27 protein-coding genes are annotated in these 25,251 nt (G+C 69.1%); 24 read left to right on the plus strand and 3 right to left on the minus strand.

Annotated elements, in window-relative coordinates; all coding sequences use genetic code 11:
* The first annotated feature begins 14 nt into the window (after window positions 1-14).
* The 16 genes from rpsH to rplQ all read left to right on the plus strand — a co-directional run bounded on the left by rpsH (window position 15) and on the right by rplQ (window position 9,817).
* Complete coding sequence (gene rpsH / locus AC1DX8_RS00415) at window positions 15-413, plus strand: 30S ribosomal protein S8 (RefSeq protein ID WP_344129987.1); 399 nt, start codon at window positions 15-17, stop codon at window positions 411-413.
* An 11-nt stretch (window positions 414-424) separates the two neighbouring features.
* Entirely contained in the window at window positions 425-961 is a 537-nt protein-coding gene (gene rplF / locus AC1DX8_RS00420; RefSeq protein ID WP_477627929.1) for a 50S ribosomal protein L6, read from the plus strand.
* Between the two features lie 3 nt (window positions 962-964).
* Window positions 965-1,339 (plus strand): 50S ribosomal protein L18, encoded by a 375-nt coding sequence (rplR, locus tag AC1DX8_RS00425; RefSeq protein ID WP_056923987.1) that lies wholly within the window; start codon window positions 965-967, stop codon window positions 1,337-1,339.
* A 40-nt stretch (window positions 1,340-1,379) separates the two neighbouring features.
* Window positions 1,380-2,036, plus strand: coding sequence for a 30S ribosomal protein S5 (rpsE, locus tag AC1DX8_RS00430; RefSeq protein WP_344129996.1), 657 nt, complete (start codon window positions 1,380-1,382; stop codon window positions 2,034-2,036).
* Complete coding sequence (gene rpmD, locus AC1DX8_RS00435; protein WP_056924254.1) at window positions 2,033-2,215, plus strand: 50S ribosomal protein L30; 183 nt, start codon at window positions 2,033-2,035, stop codon at window positions 2,213-2,215. The genes rpsE and rpmD overlap by 4 nt, the downstream gene beginning before the upstream one ends.
* 2 nt (window positions 2,216-2,217) lie before the next feature.
* Window positions 2,218-2,703 (plus strand): 50S ribosomal protein L15, encoded by a 486-nt coding sequence (gene rplO, locus AC1DX8_RS00440; RefSeq protein ID WP_477627930.1) that lies wholly within the window; start codon window positions 2,218-2,220, stop codon window positions 2,701-2,703.
* Window positions 2,704-2,862: 159 nt separating this feature from the next.
* On the plus strand, window positions 2,863-4,176 hold the full coding sequence (gene secY / locus AC1DX8_RS00445) for a preprotein translocase subunit SecY (RefSeq protein ID WP_477627931.1): 1,314 nt from the start codon (window positions 2,863-2,865) through the stop codon (window positions 4,174-4,176).
* Entirely contained in the window at window positions 4,176-4,751 is a 576-nt protein-coding gene (locus AC1DX8_RS00450) for an adenylate kinase (protein WP_477627932.1), read from the plus strand. Before secY ends, AC1DX8_RS00450 begins: the two co-directional genes overlap by 1 nt.
* Window positions 4,751-5,593, plus strand: a complete 843-nt coding sequence (gene map / locus AC1DX8_RS00455; RefSeq protein WP_477627933.1) for a type I methionyl aminopeptidase — start codon at window positions 4,751-4,753, stop codon at window positions 5,591-5,593. The genes AC1DX8_RS00450 and map overlap by 1 nt, the downstream gene beginning before the upstream one ends.
* Window positions 5,594-5,755: 162 nt before the next feature.
* Window positions 5,756-5,977, plus strand: a complete 222-nt coding sequence (infA, locus tag AC1DX8_RS00460; RefSeq protein ID WP_006946284.1) for a translation initiation factor IF-1 — start codon at window positions 5,756-5,758, stop codon at window positions 5,975-5,977.
* Window positions 5,978-6,042: 65 nt separating this feature from the next.
* Window positions 6,043-6,156 (plus strand): 50S ribosomal protein L36, encoded by a 114-nt coding sequence (rpmJ, locus tag AC1DX8_RS00465; protein ID WP_010148647.1) that lies wholly within the window; start codon window positions 6,043-6,045, stop codon window positions 6,154-6,156.
* Between the two features lie 235 nt (window positions 6,157-6,391).
* On the plus strand, window positions 6,392-6,769 hold the full coding sequence (gene rpsM, locus AC1DX8_RS00470; protein ID WP_477627934.1) for a 30S ribosomal protein S13: 378 nt from the start codon (window positions 6,392-6,394) through the stop codon (window positions 6,767-6,769).
* A complete protein-coding gene (rpsK, locus tag AC1DX8_RS00475; protein WP_056883316.1) occupies window positions 6,769-7,173 on the plus strand; it encodes a 30S ribosomal protein S11 in 405 nt (134 codons plus the stop codon). The genes rpsM and rpsK overlap by 1 nt, the downstream gene beginning before the upstream one ends.
* 35 nt (window positions 7,174-7,208) lie before the next feature.
* A complete protein-coding gene (rpsD, locus tag AC1DX8_RS00480) occupies window positions 7,209-7,817 on the plus strand; it encodes a 30S ribosomal protein S4 (RefSeq protein ID WP_477627935.1) in 609 nt (202 codons plus the stop codon).
* A 167-nt stretch (window positions 7,818-7,984) separates the two neighbouring features.
* Window positions 7,985-9,019 carry a DNA-directed RNA polymerase subunit alpha gene (locus AC1DX8_RS00485; protein WP_344130019.1) on the plus strand — a complete coding sequence of 345 codons (1,035 nt, stop codon included), beginning with the start codon at window positions 7,985-7,987 and terminating at the stop codon, window positions 9,017-9,019.
* 69 nt (window positions 9,020-9,088) lie between these two features.
* On the plus strand, window positions 9,089-9,817 hold the full coding sequence (gene rplQ / locus AC1DX8_RS00490; RefSeq protein WP_477627936.1) for a 50S ribosomal protein L17, sunset domain variant: 729 nt from the start codon (window positions 9,089-9,091) through the stop codon (window positions 9,815-9,817).
* Window positions 9,818-10,001: 184 nt separating this feature from the next.
* On the opposite strand, the gene AC1DX8_RS00495 is transcribed toward rplQ, so the two are convergent.
* On the minus strand, window positions 10,002-11,195 hold the full coding sequence (locus AC1DX8_RS00495) for an MFS transporter (protein ID WP_477628220.1): 1,194 nt from the start codon (window positions 11,193-11,195) through the stop codon (window positions 10,002-10,004).
* 67 nt (window positions 11,196-11,262) lie between these two features.
* Between AC1DX8_RS00495 and truA the strand changes: the two genes are divergently transcribed.
* A complete protein-coding gene (gene truA, locus AC1DX8_RS00500) occupies window positions 11,263-12,168 on the plus strand; it encodes a tRNA pseudouridine(38-40) synthase TruA (RefSeq protein WP_477627937.1) in 906 nt (301 codons plus the stop codon).
* Here truA and AC1DX8_RS00505 read toward each other — a convergent pair.
* Window positions 12,165-12,707, minus strand: coding sequence for a cupin domain-containing protein (locus AC1DX8_RS00505; RefSeq protein ID WP_477627938.1), 543 nt, complete (start codon window positions 12,705-12,707; stop codon window positions 12,165-12,167). The two genes, truA and AC1DX8_RS00505, sit on opposite strands and share 4 nt — an antisense overlap.
* A gap of 61 nt (window positions 12,708-12,768) precedes the next feature.
* Here AC1DX8_RS00505 and AC1DX8_RS00510 point away from each other — a divergent pair, with 61 nt between their 5' ends.
* Window positions 12,769-13,422 carry a TetR/AcrR family transcriptional regulator gene (locus AC1DX8_RS00510; protein ID WP_477627939.1) on the plus strand — a complete coding sequence of 218 codons (654 nt, stop codon included), beginning with the start codon at window positions 12,769-12,771 and terminating at the stop codon, window positions 13,420-13,422.
* On the opposite strand, the gene AC1DX8_RS00515 is transcribed toward AC1DX8_RS00510, so the two are convergent.
* Window positions 13,412-14,284 carry a hypothetical protein gene (locus tag AC1DX8_RS00515; protein ID WP_477627940.1) on the minus strand — a complete coding sequence of 291 codons (873 nt, stop codon included), beginning with the start codon at window positions 14,282-14,284 and terminating at the stop codon, window positions 13,412-13,414. The genes AC1DX8_RS00510 and AC1DX8_RS00515 overlap by 11 nt on opposite strands.
* A gap of 191 nt (window positions 14,285-14,475) precedes the next feature.
* Between AC1DX8_RS00515 and AC1DX8_RS00520 the strand changes: the two genes are divergently transcribed.
* From AC1DX8_RS00520 to pulA, 6 genes are all read left to right on the plus strand, one after another.
* Window positions 14,476-16,158, plus strand: coding sequence for an ABC-F family ATP-binding cassette domain-containing protein (locus AC1DX8_RS00520; protein ID WP_477627941.1), 1,683 nt, complete (start codon window positions 14,476-14,478; stop codon window positions 16,156-16,158).
* Window positions 16,159-16,313: 155 nt separating this feature from the next.
* Window positions 16,314-16,715 carry a hypothetical protein gene (locus AC1DX8_RS00525; protein WP_477627942.1) on the plus strand — a complete coding sequence of 134 codons (402 nt, stop codon included), beginning with the start codon at window positions 16,314-16,316 and terminating at the stop codon, window positions 16,713-16,715.
* Window positions 16,716-16,792: 77 nt separating this feature from the next.
* Window positions 16,793-17,419 carry an ATP-binding cassette domain-containing protein gene (locus AC1DX8_RS00530; RefSeq protein ID WP_477627943.1) on the plus strand — a complete coding sequence of 209 codons (627 nt, stop codon included), beginning with the start codon at window positions 16,793-16,795 and terminating at the stop codon, window positions 17,417-17,419.
* Complete coding sequence (locus AC1DX8_RS00535) at window positions 17,419-18,663, plus strand: hypothetical protein (protein WP_477627944.1); 1,245 nt, start codon at window positions 17,419-17,421, stop codon at window positions 18,661-18,663. Before AC1DX8_RS00530 ends, AC1DX8_RS00535 begins: the two co-directional genes overlap by 1 nt.
* Before the next feature lie 242 nt (window positions 18,664-18,905).
* The gene (locus AC1DX8_RS00540) at window positions 18,906-19,286 is read left to right on the plus strand and encodes a hypothetical protein (RefSeq protein ID WP_477627945.1); all 381 of its coding nucleotides are present in this window, start codon (window positions 18,906-18,908) and stop codon (window positions 19,284-19,286) included.
* A gap of 98 nt (window positions 19,287-19,384) precedes the next feature.
* Window positions 19,385-25,177: a pullulanase-type alpha-1,6-glucosidase gene (gene pulA, locus AC1DX8_RS00545; RefSeq protein WP_477627946.1), complete on the plus strand. Its 5,793-nt coding sequence runs from the start codon at window positions 19,385-19,387 to the stop codon at window positions 25,175-25,177.
* Window positions 25,178-25,251 lie beyond the last annotated feature (74 nt).

The raw sequence follows: 25,251 nt of genomic DNA on the forward strand, positions 1-25,251 counted from the left end.
GGCCGGAGAAGCCCATGACCATGACTGACCCGATTGCGGACATGTTGACCCGCGTCCGGAACGCCAACTCGGCGCACCACGACGCAGTCTCCATGCCGTTTTCCAAGCTGAAGTCCCACATCGCCGAGATCCTCCAGGCCGAGGGCTACATCGCCTCCTGGAAGGTCGAGGACGCCGAGGTCGGCAAGACGCTGACCATCGAGCTGAAGTACGGCCCCAACCGCGAGCGTTCCATCGCTGGCGTGCGCCGTGTCTCCAAGCCCGGTCTGCGCGTCTACGCCAAGTCGACGAACCTGCCCAAGGTGCTCGGCGGCCTCGGTGTGGCCATCATTTCCACCTCGTCTGGCCTCCTCACGGACCGCCAGGCCGCGACCAAGGGTGTGGGCGGGGAAGTCCTCGCCTACGTCTGGTAAGGGGATTCGACATGTCGCGTATCGGACGACTCCCGGTCTCCATCCCTAGCGGTGTCGAGGTCATCATCGACGGCCAGACCGTCAAGGTGAAGGGCCCCAAGGGCGAGCTCAGCCACGTCGTGGCCGAGCCGATCACGGTCGAGAAGGGCGACGCTGACCTCGAGGTCAAGCGCCCCAACGACGAGCGCCAGTCCCGTGCCCTGCACGGCCTGACCCGCTCGCTGATCAACAACATGGTGCTCGGTGTGACCGAGGGCTATGAGAAGAAGATGGAGATCCACGGCACGGGTTACCGCGTGGCCAACAAGGGTGGCGACCTCGAGTTCGCCCTCGGCTACAGCCACTCGATCACCGTCAAGGCCCCTGAGGGCATCTCCTTCGCCGTCGAGAACCCGACCCGCTTCGCGGTCCAGGGCATCGACAAGCAGCTCGTTGGCGAGGTTGCTGCGAACATCCGCAAGCTGCGCAAGCCCGACCCGTACAAGGGCAAGGGCGTTCGCTACGCGGGCGAGCACATCCGTCGCAAGGTCGGAAAGGCCGGTAAGTAAGCCATGGCAATGATCGTCAAGCGCGCCAAGGGCAAGTCCGCTGCACGCGGACGTCGCCACCTGCGCCTGCGCAAGAAGGTGACCGGTACGACCGTCCGTCCGCGCCTGGTCGTGTCGCGCTCGTCGCGCCACGTCTTCGTGCAGATCGTCGACGACACCATCGGCAAGACCGTGGCGTCGGCCTCCACCATGGAGGCGGACCTGCGTTCGTTCGAGGGTGACAAGACCGCCAAGGCCCGCAAGGTGGGCGAGCTGCTCGCCGAGCGCGCCAAGAGCGCCGGTGTCGAGGCCGTCGTGTTCGACCGTGGTGGCAACAAGTACCACGGCCGCGTCGCGGCCATCGCCGAGGGCGCCCGCGAGGGTGGACTGGCCCTGTGAGCACCGTGACCGCAACTGTTATTGAGATGAGGAACATCTGATGCCCGGACCCCAGCGTCGAGGCACTGGTGCCGCTGCTGGCGGCGACAACGCTCGTGGCGAGCGCGGCGACCGCCGTGGTGGCCGTGACAACCGTCGTGACGGTGGCCGCGACCAGGCCGAGAAGAGCGCCTACGTCGAGCGCGTCGTGACCATCAACCGCGTGTCCAAGGTCGTCAAGGGTGGTCGTCGCTTCAGCTTCACCGCCCTCGTGGTCGTGGGCGACGGCGACGGTACCGTCGGCGTCGGCTACGGCAAGGCCAAGGAAGTTCCCGCGGCGATCGCCAAGGGTGTCGAGGAGGCCAAGAAGGAGTTCTTCAAGGTCCCGCGCATCCAGGGCACCATCCCGCACCCCGTGCAGGGTGAGGCCGCTGCGGGTGTCGTCATGCTCCGTCCCGCCGCCCCCGGTACCGGTGTCATCGCCGGTGGCCCGGTGCGTGCGGTGCTCGAGTGCGCCGGCATCCACGACGTGCTGAGCAAGTCGCTCGGCTCGGACAACGCCATCAACGTCGTCCACGCGACCGTCGCGGCCCTCCGGGGTCTCGAGCGTCCGGAGGAAGTGGCTGCCCGCCGCGGCCTCCCGGTCGACCAGGTCGCCCCGGCCGCCATGCTGCGCGCCCAGGCTGCCGGTCGCGAAGCTGCGAAGGCAGGTGCCTGATGCGTCTCAAGGTGACCCAGACCCGTTCCGAGATCGGCGGCAAGCAGAACCAGCGTGACACGCTGCGCAGCCTCGGTCTGAAGCGCATTGGCGACGTCGTCGTCAAGGAGGACCGTCCCGAGATCCGCGGGATGGTCAAGACGGTGACCCACTTGGTCGCTGTCGAGGAGGTTGACTGACCATGGCAGAGAAGAAGGCCGCCAAGGCCGCTGCCGCTCCTGAGGGCACGGCCCTCAAGGTGCACCACCTGCGTCCCGCCCCGGGTGCCAAGACCGCCAAGACCCGCGTGGGTCGCGGTGAGGGCTCCAAGGGCAAGACCGCCGGTCGTGGCACCAAGGGCACCAAGGCCCGCTACCAGGTGCCGGAGCGCTTCGAGGGTGGCGCCATGCCGCTCCACATGCGTCTCCCGAAGCTGCGTGGCTTCAAGAACCCGTTCCGCGTGGAGTACCAGGTCGTCAACCTGGACAAGCTGTCCGCCCTGTTCCCCGAGGGTGGCGATGTGACCATCGCCGACTTGGTGGCCAAGGGCGCGGTCCGCGACAACTCCCCGGTCAAGGTGCTCGGCACCGGCGAGATCACCGTCAAGGTCAACGTGACCGTCGACAAGTTCTCGGCGAGCGCCAAGGAGAAGATCGAGGCCGCCGGCGGCTCGGTCACCTCCGCCTGACCAAGCCAGAACGACAGGGTATGCCGCGGGCTCACCGCTCAAGGTGAGCACGCGGCATACCCCGTTTGGTGTCCCGGGCAAAGTCTCGGGGTAGCCTTCGTAGGATTGCCTGACCGTCATCATCGTGGGCCCGACCGGCCCGCGTCACCAGGAGGACCTGTGCTCACCGCCTTCACCCGTGCGTTCAAGACGCCGGACCTGCGCAGGAAGCTGTTGTTCACCCTCGCGATCGTGATCATCTTCCGGATGGGCTCCCACGTGCCCGTCCCCGGCGTGAGCTACACGGCCGTGCAGGCCTGCATCAAGGGCGCCGACGCGACGAACGGTGTGCTGGGCCTGGCCAACCTCTTCAGTGGCGGCGCGCTCCTGCAGCTGTCCATCTTCGCGCTCGGGATCATGCCGTACATCACGGCCAGCATCATCGTGCAGCTCCTCACCGTGGTGATCCCGCGGTTCGAGGCCCTCAAGAAGGAGGGCCAGCAGGGCCAGACGAAGATGACGCAGTACACCCGGTACCTCACCATCGGCCTGGCGATCCTGCAGTCCTCCACCCTCATCACGTTCGCCCAGAACCCGTCGGCGCTCTTCGGCCCGAACTGCACGAGCATCCTGCCCGACGAGTCGATCCCGACCCTGGTCATCATGGTGCTCACCATGACCGCGGGCACCGGCGTCGTCATGTGGCTCGGTGAGCTCGTGACCGACAAGGGCATCGGCAACGGCATGTCGCTGCTGATCTTTACCTCGATCGCCAGCTCGTTCCCGAGCTCGCTCTGGGCGATCCAGCAGCAGGACGGCCGCTGGGACGTCTTCATCGGCGTCATCCTGCTCGGCTTCCTCATCATCGCCCTGGTCGTCTTCGTCGAGCAGAGCCAGCGCCGCATCCCGGTGCAGTACGCCAAGCGCCAGGTCGGCCGCCAGATGTACGGCGGCACGTCGACCTACATCCCGCTGAAGGTCAACATGGCCGGCGTCATCCCCGTGATCTTCGCCTCCTCGCTGCTCGCCCTGCCCACTTTGCTGGCACAGTTCAACAGGTCGACCACCGGTGACCAAGCCGGCTGGGTGACGTGGATCGACTCGCACCTCGTGCGCGGAGACCACCCGATCTACATGGCCATGTACATCGCGTTGATCCTGTTCTTCACGTTCTTCTACGTGTCGATCACGTTCAACCCGGTGGAGGTGGCCGACAACATGAAGCGCTACGGCGGCTTCATCCCAGGTATCCGCGCCGGGCGACCCACGGCCGAGTACCTCGACTACGTGCTCACCCGCATCACCGTTCCAGGGGCCATCTACCTCGGCCTCGTCTCGCTGATCCCGCTCATCGCACTGAAGCTCGTCGGCGCCAACCAGAACTTCCCGTTCGGTGGTACCTCCATCCTGATCATCGTCGGCGTCGGCCTCGAGACGGTGAAGCAGATCGAGTCGCAGCTGCAGCAGCGGCACTACGAAGGGTTCCTTCGGTAATGCGTCTGATCATCCTGGGGCCACCCGGTGCCGGCAAGGGCACGCAGGCGGCCAAGATCGCCGAGAAGTTCGGCATCCCCGCAATCTCCACCGGCGACATCTTCCGCGCCAACATCAAGAACGAGACCCCCCTCGGCCTGCAGGTCAAGGAGGTGCTCGCGTCCGGTGGCTACGTCACCGACGACATCACCAACGCCATCGTGCGCGACCGGCTGTTCGAGGACGACGCGGAGCAGGGCTTCCTGCTCGACGGCTTCCCGCGCACCGCCGCCCAGGTCGAGACGCTCGACGCGATTCTGGCCGAGCACGGGCACGAGCTCGAAGCGGTGCTCGAGCTGACCGTCGACGACGAGGCCGTCGTCCAGCGGCTGCTCAAGCGGGCCGAGATCGAGGGGCGCGCCGACGACACCGAAGAGGTCATCCGCGAGCGCCAGGCGATCTACCGTCGTGAGACGGCGCCGCTGACCGAGGTCTACTCCACGCGGGGCCTGCTCGTGCAGGTCGACGGCATGGGGTCGGTCGACGACGTCTTCACCCGCATCTCCGAAGCCCTCGAAGGGGTTGCTCGATCCTGATGTTCGGCAGGTCCCGTATCGAGACCAAGACCCCCGACCAGATCCTGCGCATGCGCAAGGCTGGTCTGGTGGTCGGTCAGACCCTCCAGCTGATGGCCCAGACGGTGCGTCCGGGCATGACCACGAAGCAGCTCGACGAGCTGGCCGAGGAGCACATCCGCGGTTGCGGGGCGACGCCGTCCTTCCTCGGTTACCACGGGTTCACCGGGTCGCTCTGCACGTCGGTGAACGACGAGGTCGTGCACGGCATCCCCGGCTCGCGGGTGCTGGMCGAGGGCGACCTCATCTCGATCGACTGCGGAGCGATCGTCGACGGCTGGCACGGCGACGCCGCCATCTCCGTCATCGTGGGTGGCCGCGCCGCGGGGCGCCCCGAGGACCTCGCCCTGATCGACGCCACCGAGGACTCCATGTGGGCCGGCATCGCCGCGCTCAGCGTGGGGGAGCCGTTGTATGCCGTGGGCGCCGGGGTCGAGGACAGCATCGTCGCCTCGGGGGAGCGCGACGGCCACGACTACGGGATCATCGAGGACTACGTCGGCCACGGCATCGGCACCGAGATGCACATGGACCCGCAGGTGCCGAACTACCGCGTGCGCGACCGGGGACCCATCGTCCGCTCGGGCGTCACCGTGGCGATCGAGCCGATGGTGACCCTCGGCACGGCCGAGACCACCGTCCTCGAGGACGACTGGACGGTCGTGACCAACGACCAGTCGCGAGCGGCCCACTGGGAGAACACGGTGGCCGTCACCGACGCCGGGCTGTGGGTGCTGACCGCCCTCGACGGTGGCCGGGAGCGGCTGGAAGCCGCGGGCGCGGCATACGCCCCCCTGGCCTGACCCGGGAGCCGGAGGTCTGAGCACGATTTCGTGCTCAGGCAGTCCTGGCGTAGACTGGTCTGTCGGTGCGCGACCTCGCGTGCCGTATTCGTGTGTGCTCCGTTCAGGGGTGCACGACGACAAGCACGACAACATCAAGCACGACGACAGATTGTGGAGGATATGGCCAAGAAGGACGGTGTCATCGAGATCGAGGGCACGATCGTCGAGGCTCTCCCGAACGCAATGTTCCGGGTCGAGCTCACGAACGGTCACAAGGTTCTCGCTCACATCTCGGGCAAGATGCGTCAGCACTACATCCGGATCCTCCCGGAGGACCGCGTGGTGGTGGAGCTCAGCCCGTACGACCTGACCCGTGGCCGGATCGTCTTCCGCTACCGCTGAGCAGTACCCGTTAGACCTGCCGGTCCGCCCGGATCGACAGTGCCAGATCGACTGAAGCAGAGGCTATGAAGGTCCAGCCGAGCGTCAAGAAGATCTGCGACAAGTGCAAGGTGATCCGCCGTCACGGCCGGGTCATGGTGATCTGCGAGAACCTGCGCCACAAGCAGCGCCAGGGCTGACCAGCTCCACCTGAGTCCCGGAGACGGGGCTCGCCAGCACGACTCGCATCTCTTCGAGAAGCGCAGACAAGTGAATCGACCGCAGTACCCGGCCCCTGAGAGCAGCGTCGTCGACGCAGCCCAGGACGTCACCCCCGGCCCGGAGGCCGGGGACCGGTGCCCCGAGGAAAGCTTCGGGAACCAGCCCGGAACGGTACTGCTCCAGACCTCCGGTGAAACAAAGGAAACACACAAGATGGCACGTCTTGTTGGTGTGGATCTCCCGCGCGAGAAGCGCGTCGAGATCGCTCTCACCTACATCTTCGGAGTGGGTCGTACCCGCTCCCAGCAGGCCCTGGCCGCGACGGGTGTCAACCCGAACACGCGCGTCCGCGACCTGACCGACGCCGAGCTGGTCCAGCTCCGCGACTACCTCGAGTCGAACGTCAAGATCGAGGGTGACCTCCGCCGCGAGATCGCCGCCGACATCCGCCGCAAGGTCGAGATCGGTTCCTACGAGGGCCTGCGCCACCGCCGTGGCCTGCCCGTGCGCGGCCAGCGCACCAAGACCAACGCGCGCACCCGCAAGGGCCCGAAGCGCACCGTCGCCGGCAAGAAGAAGGTTGGTAAGTAATGCCTCCCAAGGCTCGTACCGCTGGCGCCAAGAAGGTGCGCCGCAAGGAGAAGAAGAACGTCGCCCACGGGCACGCTCACATCAAGAGCACGTTCAACAACACCATCATCTCGATCACGGACCCCACCGGTGCCGTGATCTCGTGGGCCTCCGCCGGCCAGGTCGGCTTCAAGGGCTCGCGCAAGTCCACCCCGTTCGCCGCTCAGATGGCCGCCGAGGCTGCCGCCCGTCGCGCGATGGAGCACGGCATGCGCAAGGTCGACGTCTTCGTCAAGGGCCCCGGCTCCGGCCGTGAGACCGCCATCCGCTCCCTGACCGCCACCGGCCTCGAGGTCGGCGCGATCAGCGACGTCACCCCCTCGCCGCACAACGGCGTCCGTCCGCCCAAGCGCCGCCGCGTCTGAGCCGTCGGTACAGAACAGGGAGATAGAGAAAACTCATGGCTCGTTACACCGGCCCCATCACCAAGAAGTCGCGTCGCCTCAAGGTCGACCTCGTCGGCGGCGACAAGAACTTCGAGCTCCGTCCCTTCCCGCCCGGCCAGCACGGCCGTCGCCGGATGCAGGAGAAGGAGTACCTCACCCAGCTGCAGGAGAAGCAGAAGGCTCGCTTCACCTACGGCGTCATGGAGAAGCAGTTCCGCGGCTACTACCAGGAGGCCTCGCGCCGCTCTGGCAAGACCGGTGAGACCCTGCTGCAGATCCTCGAGTCCCGCCTGGACAACGTGGTCTACCGCGCCGGCCTGGCCCGCACCCGTCGTGCGGCTCGCCAGCTCGTCACGCACGGCCACTTCGAGGTCAACGGCGTGCGCGTGGACGTCCCGTCCTACCGCGTCGAGCAGTACGACATCATCACCGTGCGGAAGCAGTCCGAGAAGACCTTCCCGATCGAGCTGGCTCGCCAGACCTTCGGCGAGCGCCCCACCCCGGCCTGGCTCCAGGTCGTCCCGGGCACGCTGCAGATCATGATCCACCAGCTCCCGGAGCGTGCGCAGATCGACACGATCCTCACGGAGCAGCTGATCGTCGAGCTCTACTCGAAGAACTGACAACGACCTCCGGTATGCCGCGAGCGCGGTTCGTGCGCGCGGCATACCGGAGCAGTGTTGTTGGTGTTGTTGTGGTCCGCGCCGCAGACAGAGGTGGCGTGGACAGCCGGTCGGACCGGCACATCATCGGCGTCATATAGCGGTCGCCGACGAGAAAGGAAATACCCGTGCTCATTGCACAGCGCCCCTCACTCAGCGAAGAGGTCGTTGCGGACAACCGCAGCCGCTTCGTCATCGAGCCCCTCGAGCCCGGCTTCGGCTACACGCTCGGCAACTCCATGCGCCGCACGCTCCTCTCGAGCATCCCCGGCGCAGCCGTGACCAGCATCCGCATCGACGGCGTGCTGCACGAGTTCTCCACGATCCCCGGGGTCAAGGAGGACGTCACCGAGATCATCCTCAACATCAAGGGCCTGGTCGTCTCCTCGGAGCACGACGAGCCGGTCGTCATGTACCTGCGCAAGCAGGGCGCGGGCGCCGTCACCGCCGCGGACATCGCGCCGCCGGCCGGTGTCGAGGTGCACAACCCCGACCTGCACATCGCCACGCTCAACGGCAAGGGCAAGATCGAGATGGAGCTGACCGTCGAGCGCGGTCGCGGCTACGTCTCGGCCAACCAGAACAAGTCCGGTGACCAGGAGATCGGCCGCATCCCGGTCGACTCCATCTACTCGCCGGTGCTGGCCGTGACCTACAAGGTCGAGGCCACCCGAGTCGAGCAGCGCACCGACTTCGACAAGCTCATCGTCGACGTCGAGACCAAGAACTCGATGGCCCCGCGTGACGCGATGGCCTCCGCCGGCAAGACCCTGGTGGAGCTGTTCGGCCTGGCCCGCGAGCTCAACGTCGAGGCCGAGGGCATCGACATGGGCCCGTCGCCGACCGACGCCGCCCTGGCCGCCGACCTGGCGCTGCCGATCGAGGACCTCGACCTCACCGTGCGGTCCTACAACTGCCTGAAGCGCGAGGGCATCCACACCGTGGGTGAGCTCGTCGGGCGCAGCGAGGCCGACCTGCTCGACATCCGCAACTTCGGTGCGAAGTCGATCGACGAGGTCAAGGCCAAGCTCGTCGGCATGGGTCTGGCCCTCAAGGACAGCCCGCCCGGGTTCGACCCGTCCGCGATCGCCGACAACTACGGCGACTACGACGACGACTTCGCTGACGACGGCCGCGCCCTGGCCGAAGACGAGCAGCTCTGACCAACCGCCGCTGACCACTCGGCACCGTCCGCGGTGCCGGAGGGTCACACACCAAGGAGAACCTGAACCATGCCTACCCCCACCAAGGGTCCCCGTCTCGGCGGCGGTCCGGCTCACGAGCGCCTGATCCTGGCCAACCTGGCCAGCTCGCTGTTCGAGCACGACTCGATCACCACCACCGAGGCCAAGGCCAAGCGCCTGCGCCCGCTGGCCGAGCGTCTCGTGACGTTCGCCAAGCGCGGTGACCTGCACGCCCGTCGTCGCGTCCTGTCGGTCATCTCCGACAAGGGCGTCGTGCACCGTCTCTTCACCGAGATCGCGCCCGACATGGCCGAGCGTCCCGGCGGCTACACCCGCATCACCAAGATCGGCGCCCGCAAGGGTGACAACGCCCCCATGGCCGTGATCGAGCTCGTCCGCGAGCCGCTGGCCAAGAAGGCGACTGTCAAGGAGGCGGAGGCCGCCACCAAGCGCTCCGCCAAGCAGGCCGAGGCCAAGGAGGCCGCGGCTGAGACCAAGGCCGCCGAGGACGAGGCCAAGGCCGACGCCGAGGAGACCACCGAGGCGCCCGAGACCACCGAGACCACCGAGGCTGCTGCCACGGAGGTCCCGGCCGGTGCCGTCGCTGCGAACGAGGACGGTTCGTCCCCCGACGCGGAGTACACCGTCAAGGGCAACGCCGACTCGGGCAAGTACCACGAGGCCGATGGCCAGTGGTACGACCAGACGGTGGCCGAGTTCTGGTTCAAGTCCGCCGCCGACGCCGAGGCCGCTGGCTTCACGAAGGCCGGCGCCTGACCCAGGCACACCACACGGCACATCGGGCCGCTCACCCTTTCGGGGGTGGGCGGCCCGATGCGTTGTCGGCCCTGGCGACCTGGTGCGACCTGGTGGTCACGGGGCGGTCGATCCGGGCGTCTGGTGCCGATCTGTCGGCAACAAGTGCGGGCGAGGGGGACGGACCGGGCGTGGCCGGTACGGGTCAGGTATGCCGCCGGGCCGGCTCCGTGCGGAAGGCGCCGGCCAGCGGGAGGATCGCCAGGATGAGCACCATCGGGACGGCGAAACCCGGGCGCAGCGACTGGGACCCGACCACCCCGGTGAGCACTGCCCCCAGCAGACCCCCGACGTAGTTGAACTGGTTGAACCGGGCGATCACCGCATCGACCCTGGCCCGCCGGGCCTCGGGGTCGAGCCCGCCCCCGGCGACCACCGCGGCGGCGGAGAAGGACAGCGGGGCGATCACGGCGACCGAGCCGCCCAAGACCGTGAAGCCGAGGACCGCGACCCACCACGACGGGGAGAACACGATGACGGCCAGGGCCGCGCACGCCACCACCGCGCCACCGCGCAGCAGGGGCACCGCACCCAGCCGAGCGACCGCGGCATCGCCCGCCAGTCGCGTGGCCAGGCTTGCCACGAGGTAGGGCAGCGTCGCGAGCGGCAACAGCCAGTCGGGTGCCTCGTGCACCGACTTGAGGAAGACCGGCCCCCAGGTGGTCGCGGCGGTGTCCACCATGTAGAAGAGCACCATCGCCGCCCCCAGCAGGAGGATCTTGCGCCAGGGCACGTCCAGCCCGGGAGCAGTCGTCGCCACCGGTGAATCGGCGCTCGCGGGGAGCAGCGGGGCCGCCAACAGCAGGAGGGCGACGACGCACAGTGGCAGCAGGCCGGCGAGCAGGCCAGCCCGCGTCACCGCGATCGTGACGACGGTCGCGACGATCCCTCCGGCTGTCCAGGCGCCGTGGAACGACGGGAGGATGGTGCGGCCGTAGCGGTGCTCCACCGCCACGGCCTGCATGTTGGAGGCCGCGTCCACGACGCCCAGGCCGAGGCCGTAGACGGCCAGGCCGCCGACGAAGACCGCCCGCAGGGGCGCCCCGGCGACTGCCGCGAGTCCGACGGCCTGGAGGACGAACCCGACGCGCAACGTCGTCGCGCTGCCCCGGCGGGTCGCGGCCGTCTCGGCCAGGGCCGACCCGGCGCCGGCCAACAGGATGACCATGAGCAGCAGCCCGGAGACGAACAGCTCCGACAGGTCCCACCGGTCCTGGAACCGCGGCAGCCGGGTGGTCAGCGAGATGAAGAGCAGGCCCTGGACGGCGAACGCGGCCGCGACGGCGGCGCGGTGTCGGGCCAGCCCTGCAGCGGCAGCCGTCCCGGTGGTGGCGATCATCACCAGCACACTCTGGCAGACCGGCGGCCCCGGCTGCCGGAGCGTGGCGCGTGGCTAGGCTGGGTGGATGGACGACGAGCAGGGCGTGGAGCCGACCGCGCCCCTGCGGGTGCGGCTCGACCTCGGCTACGACGGCACGGACTTCTCCGGATGGGCCGCCCAACCGGGACTGCGCACCGTCGAGGGGGAGCTGTCGGCGGCGCTCACCACACTGCTGCGCTCGGAGCAGCCGGTGCGCCTCACCGTGGCCGGACGCACCGACGCCGGCGTGCACGCGCGCGGCCAGGTGGCGCACCTCGACGTGGACCCCGCTGCGTGGGCAGCCCTACGCGGGCGGTCGGAGCGCACTGCCGAGGCGGCGGCGCTGGCACGGCTGCGCGGCATACTCCCGGCCGACATCGGCGTGCGGGCGGTGCGCTTGGCGCCGGCCGGCTTCGACGCGCGGTTCTCGGCTCTCCGACGCCGCTACCTCTACCGACTCTGTGACCGACCCGAGACGGCCGACCCGCTGCGACGCCGCGACACGGTCCTCACCAAGCGGGAGCTGGATGTCGGGGCCATGCACGCCGCGGCGCGCGGGCTGCTGGGCCTGCACGACTTCGGGGCGTTCTGCAAGAAGCGGGACGGGGCGACCACGGTGCGCACCCTCCTCGACTACTCGTGGTGCCGGGCCGCGGACGGCACGCTCGAGGCGACCGTGGTGGCCGATGCGTTCTGCCACTCGATGGTGCGTTCGCTCGTGGGAGCCGTGGTGCCGGTCGGTGAGGGACGCAGGGCGGTCGACTGGCCGGAGCAGGTGATGCGAGCGGCCGTCCGTGACACCGGCGTCACCGTCATGCCGCCGCACGGGCTGTCGCTCGAGGAGGTGAGCTATCCCGACGACGCAGGCCTGGCGGCCCGGGCGAGCGAGTCGAGAGCCGTGCGCGTGCTCGCCGACGACGGTCCGCCAGCCGCGGGGGCGGACCCGACCTAGGAGCCCTCGGGCAGCGGGGGTCCGACGACCTCGAGCCCGTACCGCGGACCCACGACGTTCCACCGCGCGATCTCCTCTGGCATCGTGCGGCCGTCGGCTCCGGGCAGCCGGTGCTCGGTCGCCGGCAGCCCGACCTCGTCGTAGAGGTCGAGCAGGTGGCCGGGATCGGACAGCCCGAGGAACCGCACGGGGCGGTCGCCGGTGACCCGGAAGGCGTGCGGGAGCATCGCCGGCAGCCAGATGAAGTCGCCCGCGCCGAGGTGGAAGACCTCCTCGCCCGCGCGGTAGGTCATCGTGCCGTCGAGGAGGTAGAAGGCCTCGGCCTCGCGAGTGTGCCGGTGCAGCGGGGTGGCGATGCCCGGTGGCTGAGTCACCACGGCCACGCCCAGGCGGCCACCGGACTCCTCGGCGCTCAGCAGGTGCTCGAACAACGAGCCCATGGCCCAGGTGCCGCGTCCCGTGCCCGCAGGGCGGTGGACCACGCCGGTCGCGGGCCCCGGGGTGGAGGTGCTGGCGGTGGTCGTCCCGAGCTCGCTCATGTGAACCCTCCTGCAATTTCACCAGAACCATCTTCGGGCGAATATTGCTAAGGTAGGCCCGATGTCCAGGACCGTCAAGACCCGCACCTACCGGTCGACCGTGCGCGCCGAGCAGGCCCACCGCACACGGCTTGCCGTGCTGCGCGCGGCCAAGGAGCTGTTGACCGAGCACGGCTACGACGGCACGACGGTGGCGATGGTCGCCGCCGCGGCCGGCGTCTCCGTGGACACCGTCTACGCGAGCGTGGGGCGCAAGCCGCAGCTGGCGGTCGCGGTGGTCGACATGGTCCTCGGCTCCTCGAACGAGCCGGTGCCCGCCCACGAGCGCGACTACGTGCGCGCCGTCCAGGCCGCCGCGACCGGCCGCGAGAAGCTCGCTGTCTATGCCGCGGCCCTACGGACCCTCGTGCCGCGCACCGCACCGCTGCTCGAGGCGCTGCGCAGGGCGGGGGAGACGGACCCCGCGTCGGCGACGGCCTGGTCCATGGTGATGGACCGCCGGGCCGCGAACATGCTGCTCATGGCCGCGGACCTGCGGGCGTCGGGCGACCTGCGCGCTGACCTCACGGACCGCGAGGTGGCCGACGTCATCTGGTCCACCAACTCGCCCGAGTACTGGCTCCTGCTGCACTCGCGTGGCTGGTCGGCGAACCGGTATGCCGCGCTGCTCGAGGACCTGTGGTGCCGTCTGCTCCTGGAGCCCGTCAGTCCGTGATGGACCGGTAGCCGAGGGCGTCGTGGATGGCCAGGCCGGCGAAGGCGGGGCTGGTCGAGAACGCGTCGTCGACCAGGGCGAGCTGGCCCTCCATCTGCGCCAGCGTCATGCCGTGGAAGGTCTGCTTGACCTCGGTGGGGTCGGTGCCGAGGAAGTTCGTCTCCTGGCCGACCCGCACGCGTCGGCCGAGCTGGGCGCCTGCCGCCACCTCGGCCGAGGCGAGGGCGATCGTGCCGTCGGGTCCGTCGGCGCGGTTGCGGTAGGCCATCACCGTGACCGCGTCGGTGCGGCGCATGATCTCGCGGTCCAGGGTCGAGCCGTTGGCCGCGACCTCGTCGAACCAGAACGGGATGTCGGCCTCGAGGGGCGTCCCTGCCGCTGCGGTGCGCAGGGCGTCGAGGGTGGCGAGGTACTTCTTCACGACCGCCTTGCGGTTCTTCGTCCAGGCGGGAGTCGTGTAGGGCTCGATGTCGACGTGGACGCCGGTGAACAGCCCGCTGGCGAGCGCTGGCTGGAGCCAGTTGGTGACCACCCACGCCGGGTTGTCCACCCACCCCGGGTCACCGCCGAGGGCATCCACGCGCAACCCGGCCGCATCGGCCAGGGCCACCAGCTCCTGGAGCTCAGCGAGCTTCGGTGAGCTGTCGACGTGCGGGGGCACGGCGGCATACAGCTGGCCGATGCCACGGGCGGTCGCGAGGCTGACGACCGCCTGCGGGTCGGACGTGTCCCAGACCCACATGGCGCGGGCGGCGGCGGGGCGGTCCGCGCGGTCCACCGCGGCATCCGGCGCGGCCATCGCCTGGCCTGCCACGGTCACGCCCACCGCACCGACGACCGCCACGAGGGCGACCATGGCCATGAGGCGGAGGGGAGAGGCAGGGCGGGGCACGGGCAGTCCTTTCTGGGCGATGTGTCCATGTTCAGGGGCGGACAGGGGTGCTCCCGACCAACTTTGACAAGCCTTTACCTTTGTCTAGTCCCTTCGTCCGGGCTCGGCTGGCCAGACAACTGAGGTGACGCGCGGGGGTCGGGTGCAGCACCCTTGACCCCGTGGGACACCTCGACATCAACACCGTGAGCTTCGTGCTGCCGGACGGCCGGCCCCTGCTGAGCGAGGTCTCCCTGCGCGTGGGTGAGGGGGCCAAGGTGGCGCTCATCGGTCCCAACGGCACGGGCAAGACCACGCTGGGCCGGATCATCGCGGGTGACCTCACGGCCCACGAGGGTGCCGTGACGCGCTCGGGTGGCCTCGGGGTGATGCGGCAGTTCGTCGGGTCGGTGCGCGACGACTCGACCGTGCGMGACCTGCTGCTGTCGGTGGCACCGGAGCCGGTGCGCGAGGCGGCCGCCGAGATCGACCGCACCGAGATGCTGATGATGGAGCGCGACAGCGAGGCCGACCAGATGGCCTACGCCCACGCCCTCGTGGCGTGGGGCGACGTGGGCGGCTACGACTACGAGACGCTCTGGGACGTCTGCACCGTGGCAGCCCTCGGTATGCCGTTCGACAAGGCCCAGTGGCGCAAGGTCACCACCCTCTCGGGCGGGGAGCAGAAGCGGATCGTCCTCGAGGCGCTCCTGCGCGGCCCCGAGGAGGTGCTGCTCCTCGACGAGCCGGACAACTACCTCGACGTGCCGGCCAAGCGGTGGCTCGAGGAGCAGCTGATCGCCTCGCCGAAGACCGTGCTCTTCGTCAGCCACGACCGCGAGCTGCTCAACCGGGTGGCCACCCGCGTGGCCACCCTCGAGCCCGGTGCCGCGGGGTCCACTCTCTGGGTCCACCCGGGCCGGTTCGCGACCTACCACCAGGCCCGCGAGGACCGGAACTCCCGCCTCGAGGAGCTGCGCCGGCGCTGGGACGAGGAGCACCAGAAGATCAAGGACCTGGTGCAGATGCTCAAGGTCAAGGCCAAGTACAACGACGGGATGGCCCCGCGCTACCACGCCGCCCAGACCCGGCTGCGCAAGTTCGAGGAGGCCGGACCGCCGCAGGAGACGCCGTTGCGGCAGAACGTCACCATGCGCCTCAAGGGTGGTCGGACGGCCAAGCGCGCCGTCATCGCCGAGCGCCTCGAGCTGACCGGGCTGATGAAACCGTTCGACCTCGAGATCTGGTTCGGCGAGCGGGTCGCCGTCCTGGGCAGCAACGGCTCCGGCAAGTCGCACTTCCTGCGCCTCGTGGCCGCCGGCGGGAGCGACCCCGACGCGGAGCACCGCCCGGTCGGCGACCTCCAGCCAGTGTCGGTCGACCACTCGGGTCGGCTCCGGCTGGGGTCGCGGGTGCGGCCGGGCTGGTTCGCCCAGACCCACGAGCAGCCGGCCCTCGTCGGGCGGACCCTCCTCGAGATCTTGCACCGGGGCGACGAGCGCCGCACCGGACGACCCCGCGAGGAGGCCGCCCGCGTGCTCGACCGCTACGGCCTGGCGCGGGCCAGCGAGCAGACCTTCGACTCGCTCTCCGGTGGCCAGCAGGCGCGGTTCCAGATCCTGCTCCTCGAGCTGTCGGGCGCGACCTGCCTGCTGCTCGACGAGCCCACCGACAACCTCGACCTGCACTCGGCCGAAGCGCTCGAGGAGGGGCTCGCGGCGTTCGAGGGCACGGTCATAGCCGTCACCCACGACCGGTGGTTCGCCCGGGGCTTCGACCGGTTCCTGGTGTTCGGGTCGGACGGCCGGGTCTACGAGTCGGACGAGCCGGTCTGGGACGAGGGCCGGGTGGCCCGCGCCCGCTGAGCCCGCCCTGATCGGCACGAAACCACGGCCGAGGTCGTGGGCGTCTCCCGGCCACGTCATGGATGCCGTTCCGACTCGTCCCTCATGGTGGACGAGCGGCCCAAGGGGGCCCGCTCTTCCGGACGAGAGGCGGCATGATGGTGAAGCAGGGACGCGTGAGGACCGCACTTGGCGCGATGGCAATCGCCGTCGTGGCCGCGATGGTCGCCGCCCCGGGAACGGCGGGCGCGTGGCAGAAGGACTACGGGACCCTCAGCCCCGTGATCAGCGCTGGTTCCGAGTACCGCCTTGCGAACTACACGGTCAACGCCAGAAATGCGAGCATCCACGTCAACAACTCGCTCTGCGAGGGCTACACGGCGCGGTGGCGGCAGAACAACACCCTGTCTCCGGACACGACCCTCACCTCCGTCTCCGGCGCTACGCCGTGCTCGGTACACGACAGTCCGTCCAAGGCCACGCCCACCGGTTCTCGGACCTACCACGGTGACTACACGCCCGCCGGTACGGGCAGATCGCAGCGATTCTTCTCCTTCCTCGCAAACGGCAACAGCTGAGGTTGCCTACATCGACATACCGACCGGAAGTCATCCACGGGTCGGAAGAGCCGGCAATCTCCCTGCGCGACTTCAGTGTGGTCCGTCGACGAAGGCCGATCCTCCGCCTCCAGTGCCTGGACATCGCTCGCGGGGTAACTCGCGTCTGCGGGCCGAACGGCGCTGGAAAATCGTCGCTCCTCAAGGTTGCCGCGGGACTGTGGTCACCGACCACCGGGACCGTGAGGGCTCTGGGTATGGACCTGGCTCGCGATGCTCGACACATCAACGGACGGATGGGTTACGTCGCACAGGAGACCCGACTTCCGGGGTCGTTCGCGGTCAGCGAGCTCGTGGCCTACAGCGGTTGGCTCAAGGGGATGTCGTCGAGTGCCAGTCACCGCGCGGTGGGACCAACCCTCGACCGGTTGGGGCTGAGTGACGTCGCGGGGCGAAGCGTTGGCTCCCTGTCGGGAGGGCTCCAGCGCCGAGTCCTGATTGCCGCTGAGACCGTCCACCGGCCAAGCATGCTGCTGCTCGACGAGCCGTTCAGCGGTGTCGACCAGGAGAGTCGGACGATGCTGGCCTCCGAGCTCGCGCACCTGAGGTCGGACGGCACGGTCGTGGTGGTCGTCACCCACGAGGAGAGCGATGCCGCTCTGCTCATCCCTGATCGCGTGGTGGAACTGGCCCACGGTGCGCTCCTCCCGGGCACGTTCCGGTGATGCTGCGACTCGAGTTCCGGAACTCAGTCGCGCGCCTTCCCTCGGTGGCGTTCGTGGCGATCGGGTCTCTCCTGGTGGGGTCCGAGCAGGTGGCGACGTCCAGCTGGCTCGGCCGCGGATATGACACGGAGCTGTACCTGACGGTCATCGTCGCGACCCTGAACGGCATTGCCGCGGGTGTTGGGGGCGCGCGTCTCGGCCTCGACCTCTGGCGCCGTCGAGGGACGATGCCGCAGCTGTCGACGAGGGGATCGCTGGGTACCGTGTGGCCATCCGTGGCGGCCGGCTATCTCTGGTTGTCGATAGGCACAGCCGTCGTGTCGGCCTTTGCCCTCGGCAGGACCGCCTTCGTGAACACGTCGATGGAACTGAGCCCGCTCCTTGTCCTCCTCGTCCTCCTGGTTCCGGGAGTGTGGTTCGCCGTTGGCTTCGCAGTCTCCTCCGCGTGGTCGAGCCGGGGGGCAGTCGTCTTCATGGCGGCCCTTCCATACCTGCTCACCATGGCAGTCGGGCAGTGGGGTTCGGCCACGGTCCTCCAGTTGGCGCCCTTCATCGACCAGCGATGGGACCCGGGCTTCGTGCCGGCTCCCGTGGTCCTGGGCGCGTTTGTGGGGAGGTGGGCGATCTGGATGGCCGTTGCAGCGGCTGCGACGTGGGCGCTGGCACCTGTTGCAGGCAGGCTTCCTCGCAGAGCCCGGATAGGTTTGCTGTCCGGAGGTGTGGCAGCTGCGGTGGCGTTGGCGCTGGTGTCGGCAGGACCCGTGGTGGGAGAAGACATCGCCACGCCCCGTCCAGCGCAGGAGCTGACCTGTTCACGCCCACGCGATGGCGCCAGCGCCTGTCTCTGGCCAACGCAGGCGTCACAAGAGCCCGAGTGGAGCCGCGCCTTGGACGCGTTCAACGCCGACCGCAGGAACCTGCCCCAGGTCGCCGTTGGGTTCGCGGTCATGCCTCCCATCGCCAGGCCGGAGCTTGTCGGCATCGACGCGTCTGTGTCGCTCTTGCCGGCGGCCCGGCTCGCCGACGCCATGGACCAGGCCTACGTGGAGATGCTGGTGCGACATTGTGACGTCGAGTCCTCGCGATGGCTGGTGACCTTCCTGCACTGGGTGGCCATTGGCTCGCCCCACAGGAGCAGTCGCCCGGATCTGCGTTCGAGGTGGGTGGACGCCTACCTGCGCCAGCCAGTGGCAGACCGCGGGGCGTGGCTGGACGAACTCGTGACCTCCTGTGGCGCCGAGTGACTGCATGGCTGGCGTTCGTCAAGGCCCGACACCTACCCCTCGCGCTCTTTGGTGCGGCCGGGCTCGTCGCACTCGCGGCTGTTTTTCGGGGCACGGTCGCGCAGCTGCCACAGGTGCGAGGCCCAGAGCTCAGGGCAGGCACGGTCACCATGGTTGGAGTAGCTCTGGGAGCGTTGGGCGGGCTCATTGCCCACTCGGCTGCAGCTGAGATCGAGCGAAGGACCGTCCGACGACGATGCCTGATGGAATCGCTTCTCTTCATCGGTGTCGGAGCCCTTCTCATGGGCACCGCCCTCGCAGTCGGTCTTGGCTTGGCGCCGGAGCTGGCCGCGGTGGCCGTGCGCAACGCGGGAGGGATCTTCGGCCTGGTGTACCTGCTCGTCGTGTGGTGCGGACCGGACAGGGCCGTTGTCGTGTCGGGCATGTACCTGGGCGCGTCGACGCTCATGGCCGCTGACACCGCGCGGCGGATCGCTGTGTGGTCGTGGTTTCTGGCTGGGGACGAGCAGTCGGCTGCGATGTGGGCTGCGGCGCTCTGCCTGGGGGGAGGCTTGGCGAGCGCACTGTTGCGACCGCTGGCGGACCAGATGACCGCCCGGCTCGGCCAACCACGGGGTCGGTAGGGCGTCACGCAGCGTCGGTCTCGGCGAGCGCGGCGGCCCGACCCGGCATACATTGCGGTGGTTCCCCCGAATCTCCCGTTGACCAGGACGGTGCTGTCATGGTGCGTACCAAGACCCTTCTTGCTGCCCTCAGTGGGGCGGCCATCATGCTCGCCGGGGTGGGGGTGCCGCTGGCCGCCGGTCCGGCGGGGGCGGCCGACCCGGCGGTCCGCACGGCCACCCTGGCCGGCTCGTTGCAGAGCGAGCTCGGCTGCCCGGCCGACTGGAGCCCCGACTGCACGTCGACCGACCTGACCCAGGTGGGCAACACCACGGCATACGCCAAGGTCTTCGACGTGCCCGCGGGCACGTACGAGTTCAAGGTGGTCATCAACCACGCCTGGACCGAGAACTACGGTGCGGGTGGGGCGGCCAACGGCGCCAACATCCCGCTGGTCCTCAAGGGGCCGGCCACCGTCGAGTTCTCCTACGACGACGTGACGCACCAGGTCGGCATGCGCCCGGTGCAGCTGTCGGGACCGGCCACCAAGGCCGACGCGGCGTATGCCGGTGACTCCCTCCGCCAGCCGCTCACCAGGGAGCGCTACTACTTCGTGATGGCGGACCGGTTCGCCAACGGCAACCCCGCCAACGACCAGGGCGGCCTGACCGGCGACAAGTTCACGACCGGCTACGACCCGACGAACAGCGGGTACTACCACGGTGGTGACCTCAAGGGGATCCAGCAGAAGCTCGACTACATCAAGGGTCTGGGCACCACGGCGATCTGGCTGACGCCGTCGTTCAAGAACCGCCCGGTGCAGGGTGCCCCGCCGAACGACAGCGCCGGCTACCACGGCTACTGGATCACCGACTTCACCCAGGTCGACCCGCACCTCGGCACCAACGCCGACCTCACGGCCCTGATCTCGGCGGCGCACGCCAAGGGCATGAAGGTCTTCTTCGACATCATCACCAACCACACGGCCGACGTCATCAACTACTCCGAGGGCAAGTACACCTACATCGACAAGGCGACCTCCCCGTACAAGGACGCCAACGGGAACGTCTTCGACGACAAGGCGTATTCCGAGAAGCCGAACTTCCCGGCGCTGGACCCGGCCACCTCGTTCCCGTACCACCCCGTCTTCAACACGCCCGCCGACGCGACGGTCAAGGTGCCGGCCTGGCTGAACGACCGGACCAACTACCACAACCGGGGTGACTCGACCTTCGCCGGCGAGTCCTCGGAGTACGGCGACTTCGTCGGCCTCGACGACCTGTTCACCGAGAAGCTCAACGTCGAGCAGGGCATGGAGGACATCTACAAGGCGTGGGTGGACTTCGGCGTCGACGGCTTCCGGATCGACACCGTCAAGCACGTCAACATGGAGTTCTGGCAGAAGTTCAGCCCCGCGATGCTCGAGCGGGCCAAGGCCGACGGCAACCCCAACTTCTTCATGTTCGGCGAGGTCTACGACTCGCGGCCGTCGTACATGTCCACCTTCACGACCACCGGCAAGCTGCCGGCGACGCTCGACTTCGGGTTCCAGGCCCAGTCGGTCAACTGGGTGCAGGGCAAGTCGGGCACCGACCTGCGCGACCTCTACGCCGACGACGACTACTACACCGACACCGACTCCAACGCCTATGAGCTGCCGACCTTCCTCGGCAACCACGACATGGGTCGCGTCGCCATGCTGCTCAAGGGTCCCAGCGCCGACGACGCCGACCTGATGCGCCGCGTCAAGCTGGCCGACTCGCTGATGTTCCTCACCCGGGGGCAGCCGATCACCTACTACGGCGACGAGCAGGGCTTCATGGGGTCCGGCGGCGACAAAGCCGCACGCCAGGACATGTTCGCCACGCAGGTCCCCAGCTACGCGAGCGAGCAGGTGCTGGGAGACACCTCGGGCGCGAAGGAGCGCTTCAACACCAGTGCCCCCCTGTACCAGCACATCAAGACGCTGTCCGCGCTGCGGGCGGCCAACCCGGCGCTCGCTGACGGTGCCCAGGTGCACCGCTACGCCAGCAGCAACGCGGGCGTCTTCGCCTTCTCGCGCATCGACAAGGCCAAGCGCGTGGAGTACGTCGTGGCCCTCAACAACGCGACGACGGCCAAGTCGGCCAGCTTCGCGACCTACGGGCACAACCAGACGTTCGCACCCCTCTACGGGACCGGGGCGTCGGTGCGCTCGGCCAAGGACGGGCGGCTCACCGTCACCGTGCCCGCTCAGTCGGTGTCGGTCTGGAGGGCCACGAGCCCGATGGACAAGCCGCAGTCGGCACCCGCGGTCTACCTCACCTCGCCCGGTGCCGGTGACGTCGTCGGTGGGCGGGCGGAGATCGGCGCCGGCATCCCGGACGACACCTTCGCGCAGGTCTCCTTCCTCGCCCGCCCCGTGGGGACCACCGCGTGGCAGCAGCTCGGCACCGACGACAACGCGCCGTACCGCGTCTTCCACGACCTGAGTGACGCAACGACGTGGCCGAAGGGCACGCTCGTGGAGTACCGCGCCGTGGCCAAGGACTCGGTCGGCCACATCTCGGCGTCCTCGAGCTACGCCATCGTGGGCGACCCGAAGGCGAGCGGGGGTGGCGGTGGTGGAGTCGGGCCGGTGACCCAGCCCGACGCGGCCAGCGTCCCCGGTGACCACAACTCCGAGATGGGGTGCCCCGCCGACTGGTCGCCCGACTGCCCGCAGGCCCAGCTGGCACTCGACCCGAAGGACCAGATCTGGAAGGGCACGTACACGCTGCCGCCGGCTCCCTACGCCTACAAGGTGGCCATCAACAAGACGTGGGACGAGAACTACGGAGCGGGTGGCGTGAAGGGCGGGAGCAACATCAGCTACACCGCTCCCGCGGGCCCGGTCACCTTCTACTACGACCACGGCACGCACTACGTCACGTCGGACGCCCAGGGGCCGATCATCACCGCCCCGGGCTCGTTCCAGTCCGAGCTGGGCTGTCCGGCCGACTGGAGCCCGGACTGCATGCGCCCGTGGCTGCAGGACCCCGACGGCGACGGCACCTACACGTGGTCGAGTGACCAGGTGCCGGCTGGCACCTACGAGTTCAAGATCGCCCACGGCCTCAGCTGGGCCGAGAACTACGGAGCCGGTGGTGCCCCCGGTGGTGGCAACATCTCCCTCACCGTCCCGGCCAACGGCATGGTCGTCTCGATCTCCTACGTGCTCGGCACGCATGTCGCCACAGCCAAGGCCGTCAAGGCCGGGGCCGCCCCCGACCTGACCAAGCAGCGCGCGATCTGGGTCGGGAAGGACCTCATCGCGTGGCCCGCAGACATGGTCCCGGACGGCGCCAACCCCGCACTGCTCCGCTGGCGGCTGGCGTGGTCGGCGACCGGCGGCCTCACCGTCGACGCCGAGGATATCGTGGGTGGCTCGTCGGCCCCGCTGGCCTGGGACCCGCGCGGGCTGCCGGCCGCCGTGGTCGCAGCCCATCCGGAGCTCGCCGGTTACCTCGCCCTGCGCCTGGACGACAAGACCGCGAAGAAGGTGCCCGAGATCCTCAAGGGGCAGGTCGCTGTCGGGGTCTTCGACTCCGTCAACAGGCTCCTCGACGCCACCGGTGTGCAGATCGCCTACGTCCTCGACGACCTGTATGCCGCGGACGCCGGCAAGCGCGCCTACGGCGTGATCTTCGCCGGGCGCTCGCCGTCCTACCGGATCTGGGCGCCGACGGCCCAGCGGGTGGACCTGCTCACGTGGGCGCCGGGATCCCCCGCCGACGCGCCGGTGAGCGCGGCGACGCGGACGCACCTGTCGCGGTTCTCGGACGGCTCGTGGTCMGGCTCGGCAGGGCTGCGCAACTCGCGCTACCTCTACGAGGTGACCGTCTACGTCCCGACGACAGGCAAGGTGGAGACGACCCAGGTGACGGACCCCTACTCCGTCGCGCTGACCCTCGACTCGACCCGGTCGGTCGCCGTGGACCTGAAGGACCCGGCATACCAGCCCTCGGCCTGGCGCAGCGCCAAGGCGCCGGCGCTGGCCAAGGACGTCGACTCGACGATCTACGAGCTGCACGTCCGTGACTTCTCGGTCAACGACCCGACCGTGAGCGCCGCGAACCGTGGCTCCTACCTGGCGTTCGCCGAGAACGGCAACGGCACCAAGCACCTCAAGGCGCTCGCCGCCGCGGGGCTCAACACGGTGCACCTCCTGCCGACGTTCGACATCGCCTCGATCCCGGAGGACCCCGCGAACCAGCAGACCCCGGCCTGCGACCTCACGTCGTACGCCCCGGACAGCGACCAGCAGCAGGCCTGCATCGACGCCATCCGGGCCAAGGACGCGTACAACTGGGGCTACGACCCGTGGCACTGGATGGCACCCGAGGGGTCCTACGCCTCGACGGCCGCCAAGGCCGACGGGGGAGCGCGGGTCGCGGAGTTCCGGACCATGGTCGGGGGCCTGCACCAGGACGGCCTGCGCGTCGTGTTGGACCAGGTCTTCAACCACACCCCGGCGTCAGGCCAGGCGCAGACCAGCGTCCTCGACAAGGTCGTGCCCGGCTACTACCAGCGCCTCAACGCCAGCGGTGCGGTCGAGACCTCGACGTGCTGCCAGAACGTCGCCACCGAGCACGCCATGGCGCAGAAGGCGATGGTCGACGCGGTGGTGCTGTGGGCGCGTGACTACAAGGTCGACGGCTTCCGGTTCGACCTGATGGGTCACCACAGCAAGGCCAACATGCTGGCCGTGCGAGCCGCCCTCGACCAGCTCACGCCAGCCAAGGACGGCGTGGACGGCAAGTCCGTCTACCTCTACGGCGAGGGCTGGAACTTCGGCGAGGTCGCGAACAACGCGCGCTTCGTGCAGGCCACCCAGGGCCAGCTCGGCGGCACCGGCATCGGGACCTTCTCCGACCGGCTCCGTGACGCCGTCCGTGGCGGTGGGCCGTTCGACGACGACCCGCGCAAGCAGGGCTTCGGCAGCGGCGAGTCCACCGACAGCAACGGGGTGGCGTTCAGCGGCTACGACCCGGTCGCGTCGTTGAAGCACGACACCGACCTCGTCGAGCTCGGGCTGGCCGGCAACCTCAGGTCGTTCTCGTTGCGGCTCAACGAGAACGGCTCCGTCGTGACCGGTAAGGACGTGGACTACAACGGCCAGCCGGCCGGCTACGCCGACCAGCCCGACGAGGTGGTCACGTACGTCGACGCCCACGACAACGAGACGCTCTTCGACAGCCTGACCTACAAGCTGCCGGTCGCGACGTCGATGAGCGACCGCGTGCGCATGAACACGCTGTCGCTGGCCACGACGGCCCTCGCGCAGACGCCGTCGTTCTGGCACGCGGGCGCGGACCTGCTCCGCTCGAAGTCGTTGGACCGCAACAGCTATGACAGCTCCGACTGGTTCAACACCCTCGACTGGACGGGTGTCGACAACGGCTTCGGCCACGGGTTGCCTCTCAAGGGTGACAACGGGGCGAAGTGGCCGATCCAGAAGCCGCTGCTGGCGAACCCGGCGCTCAAGCCGGCGGCTGCCGACGTGCAGGGTGCGACGGCGCAGGCGCAGGACCTGCTGCGGTTGCGGTTCTCGAGCCGGCTGTTCCGGCTCGGCAGCGCCGCGGCGATCAACGCCAAGGTGTCCTTCCCGGCCAGCGGCTCGGCGGACGCCATCCCCGGCGTGATCGTCATGCGGATCGACGACACCAAGGGCACCGACGCCGACCCGCAGCTCAACGGTCTGGTCGTGGTGTTCAACGCCTCGCCGTCGGCAGTGACGCAGAAGGTGCCGGGCCTGGCCGGCGCCAGCCTCGCACTGTCGCCGGTGCAGCAGGCCGGTGCGGACGCCGTCGTCAAGACCTCGACGTGGGACGCGGCCACCGGGACGGCGACAGTGCCGCCCCGGACCGTGGCGGTGTTCGTCCAGCGCTGACCCTGCGCCCCTGAGCAGGAACCTTTGCTAGCAAAGGAAACTCGTTGATGGACAGGTTGCAACGTGTCCACCAA

The organism is Pedococcus sp. P2_A3 (assembly GCF_056405035.1).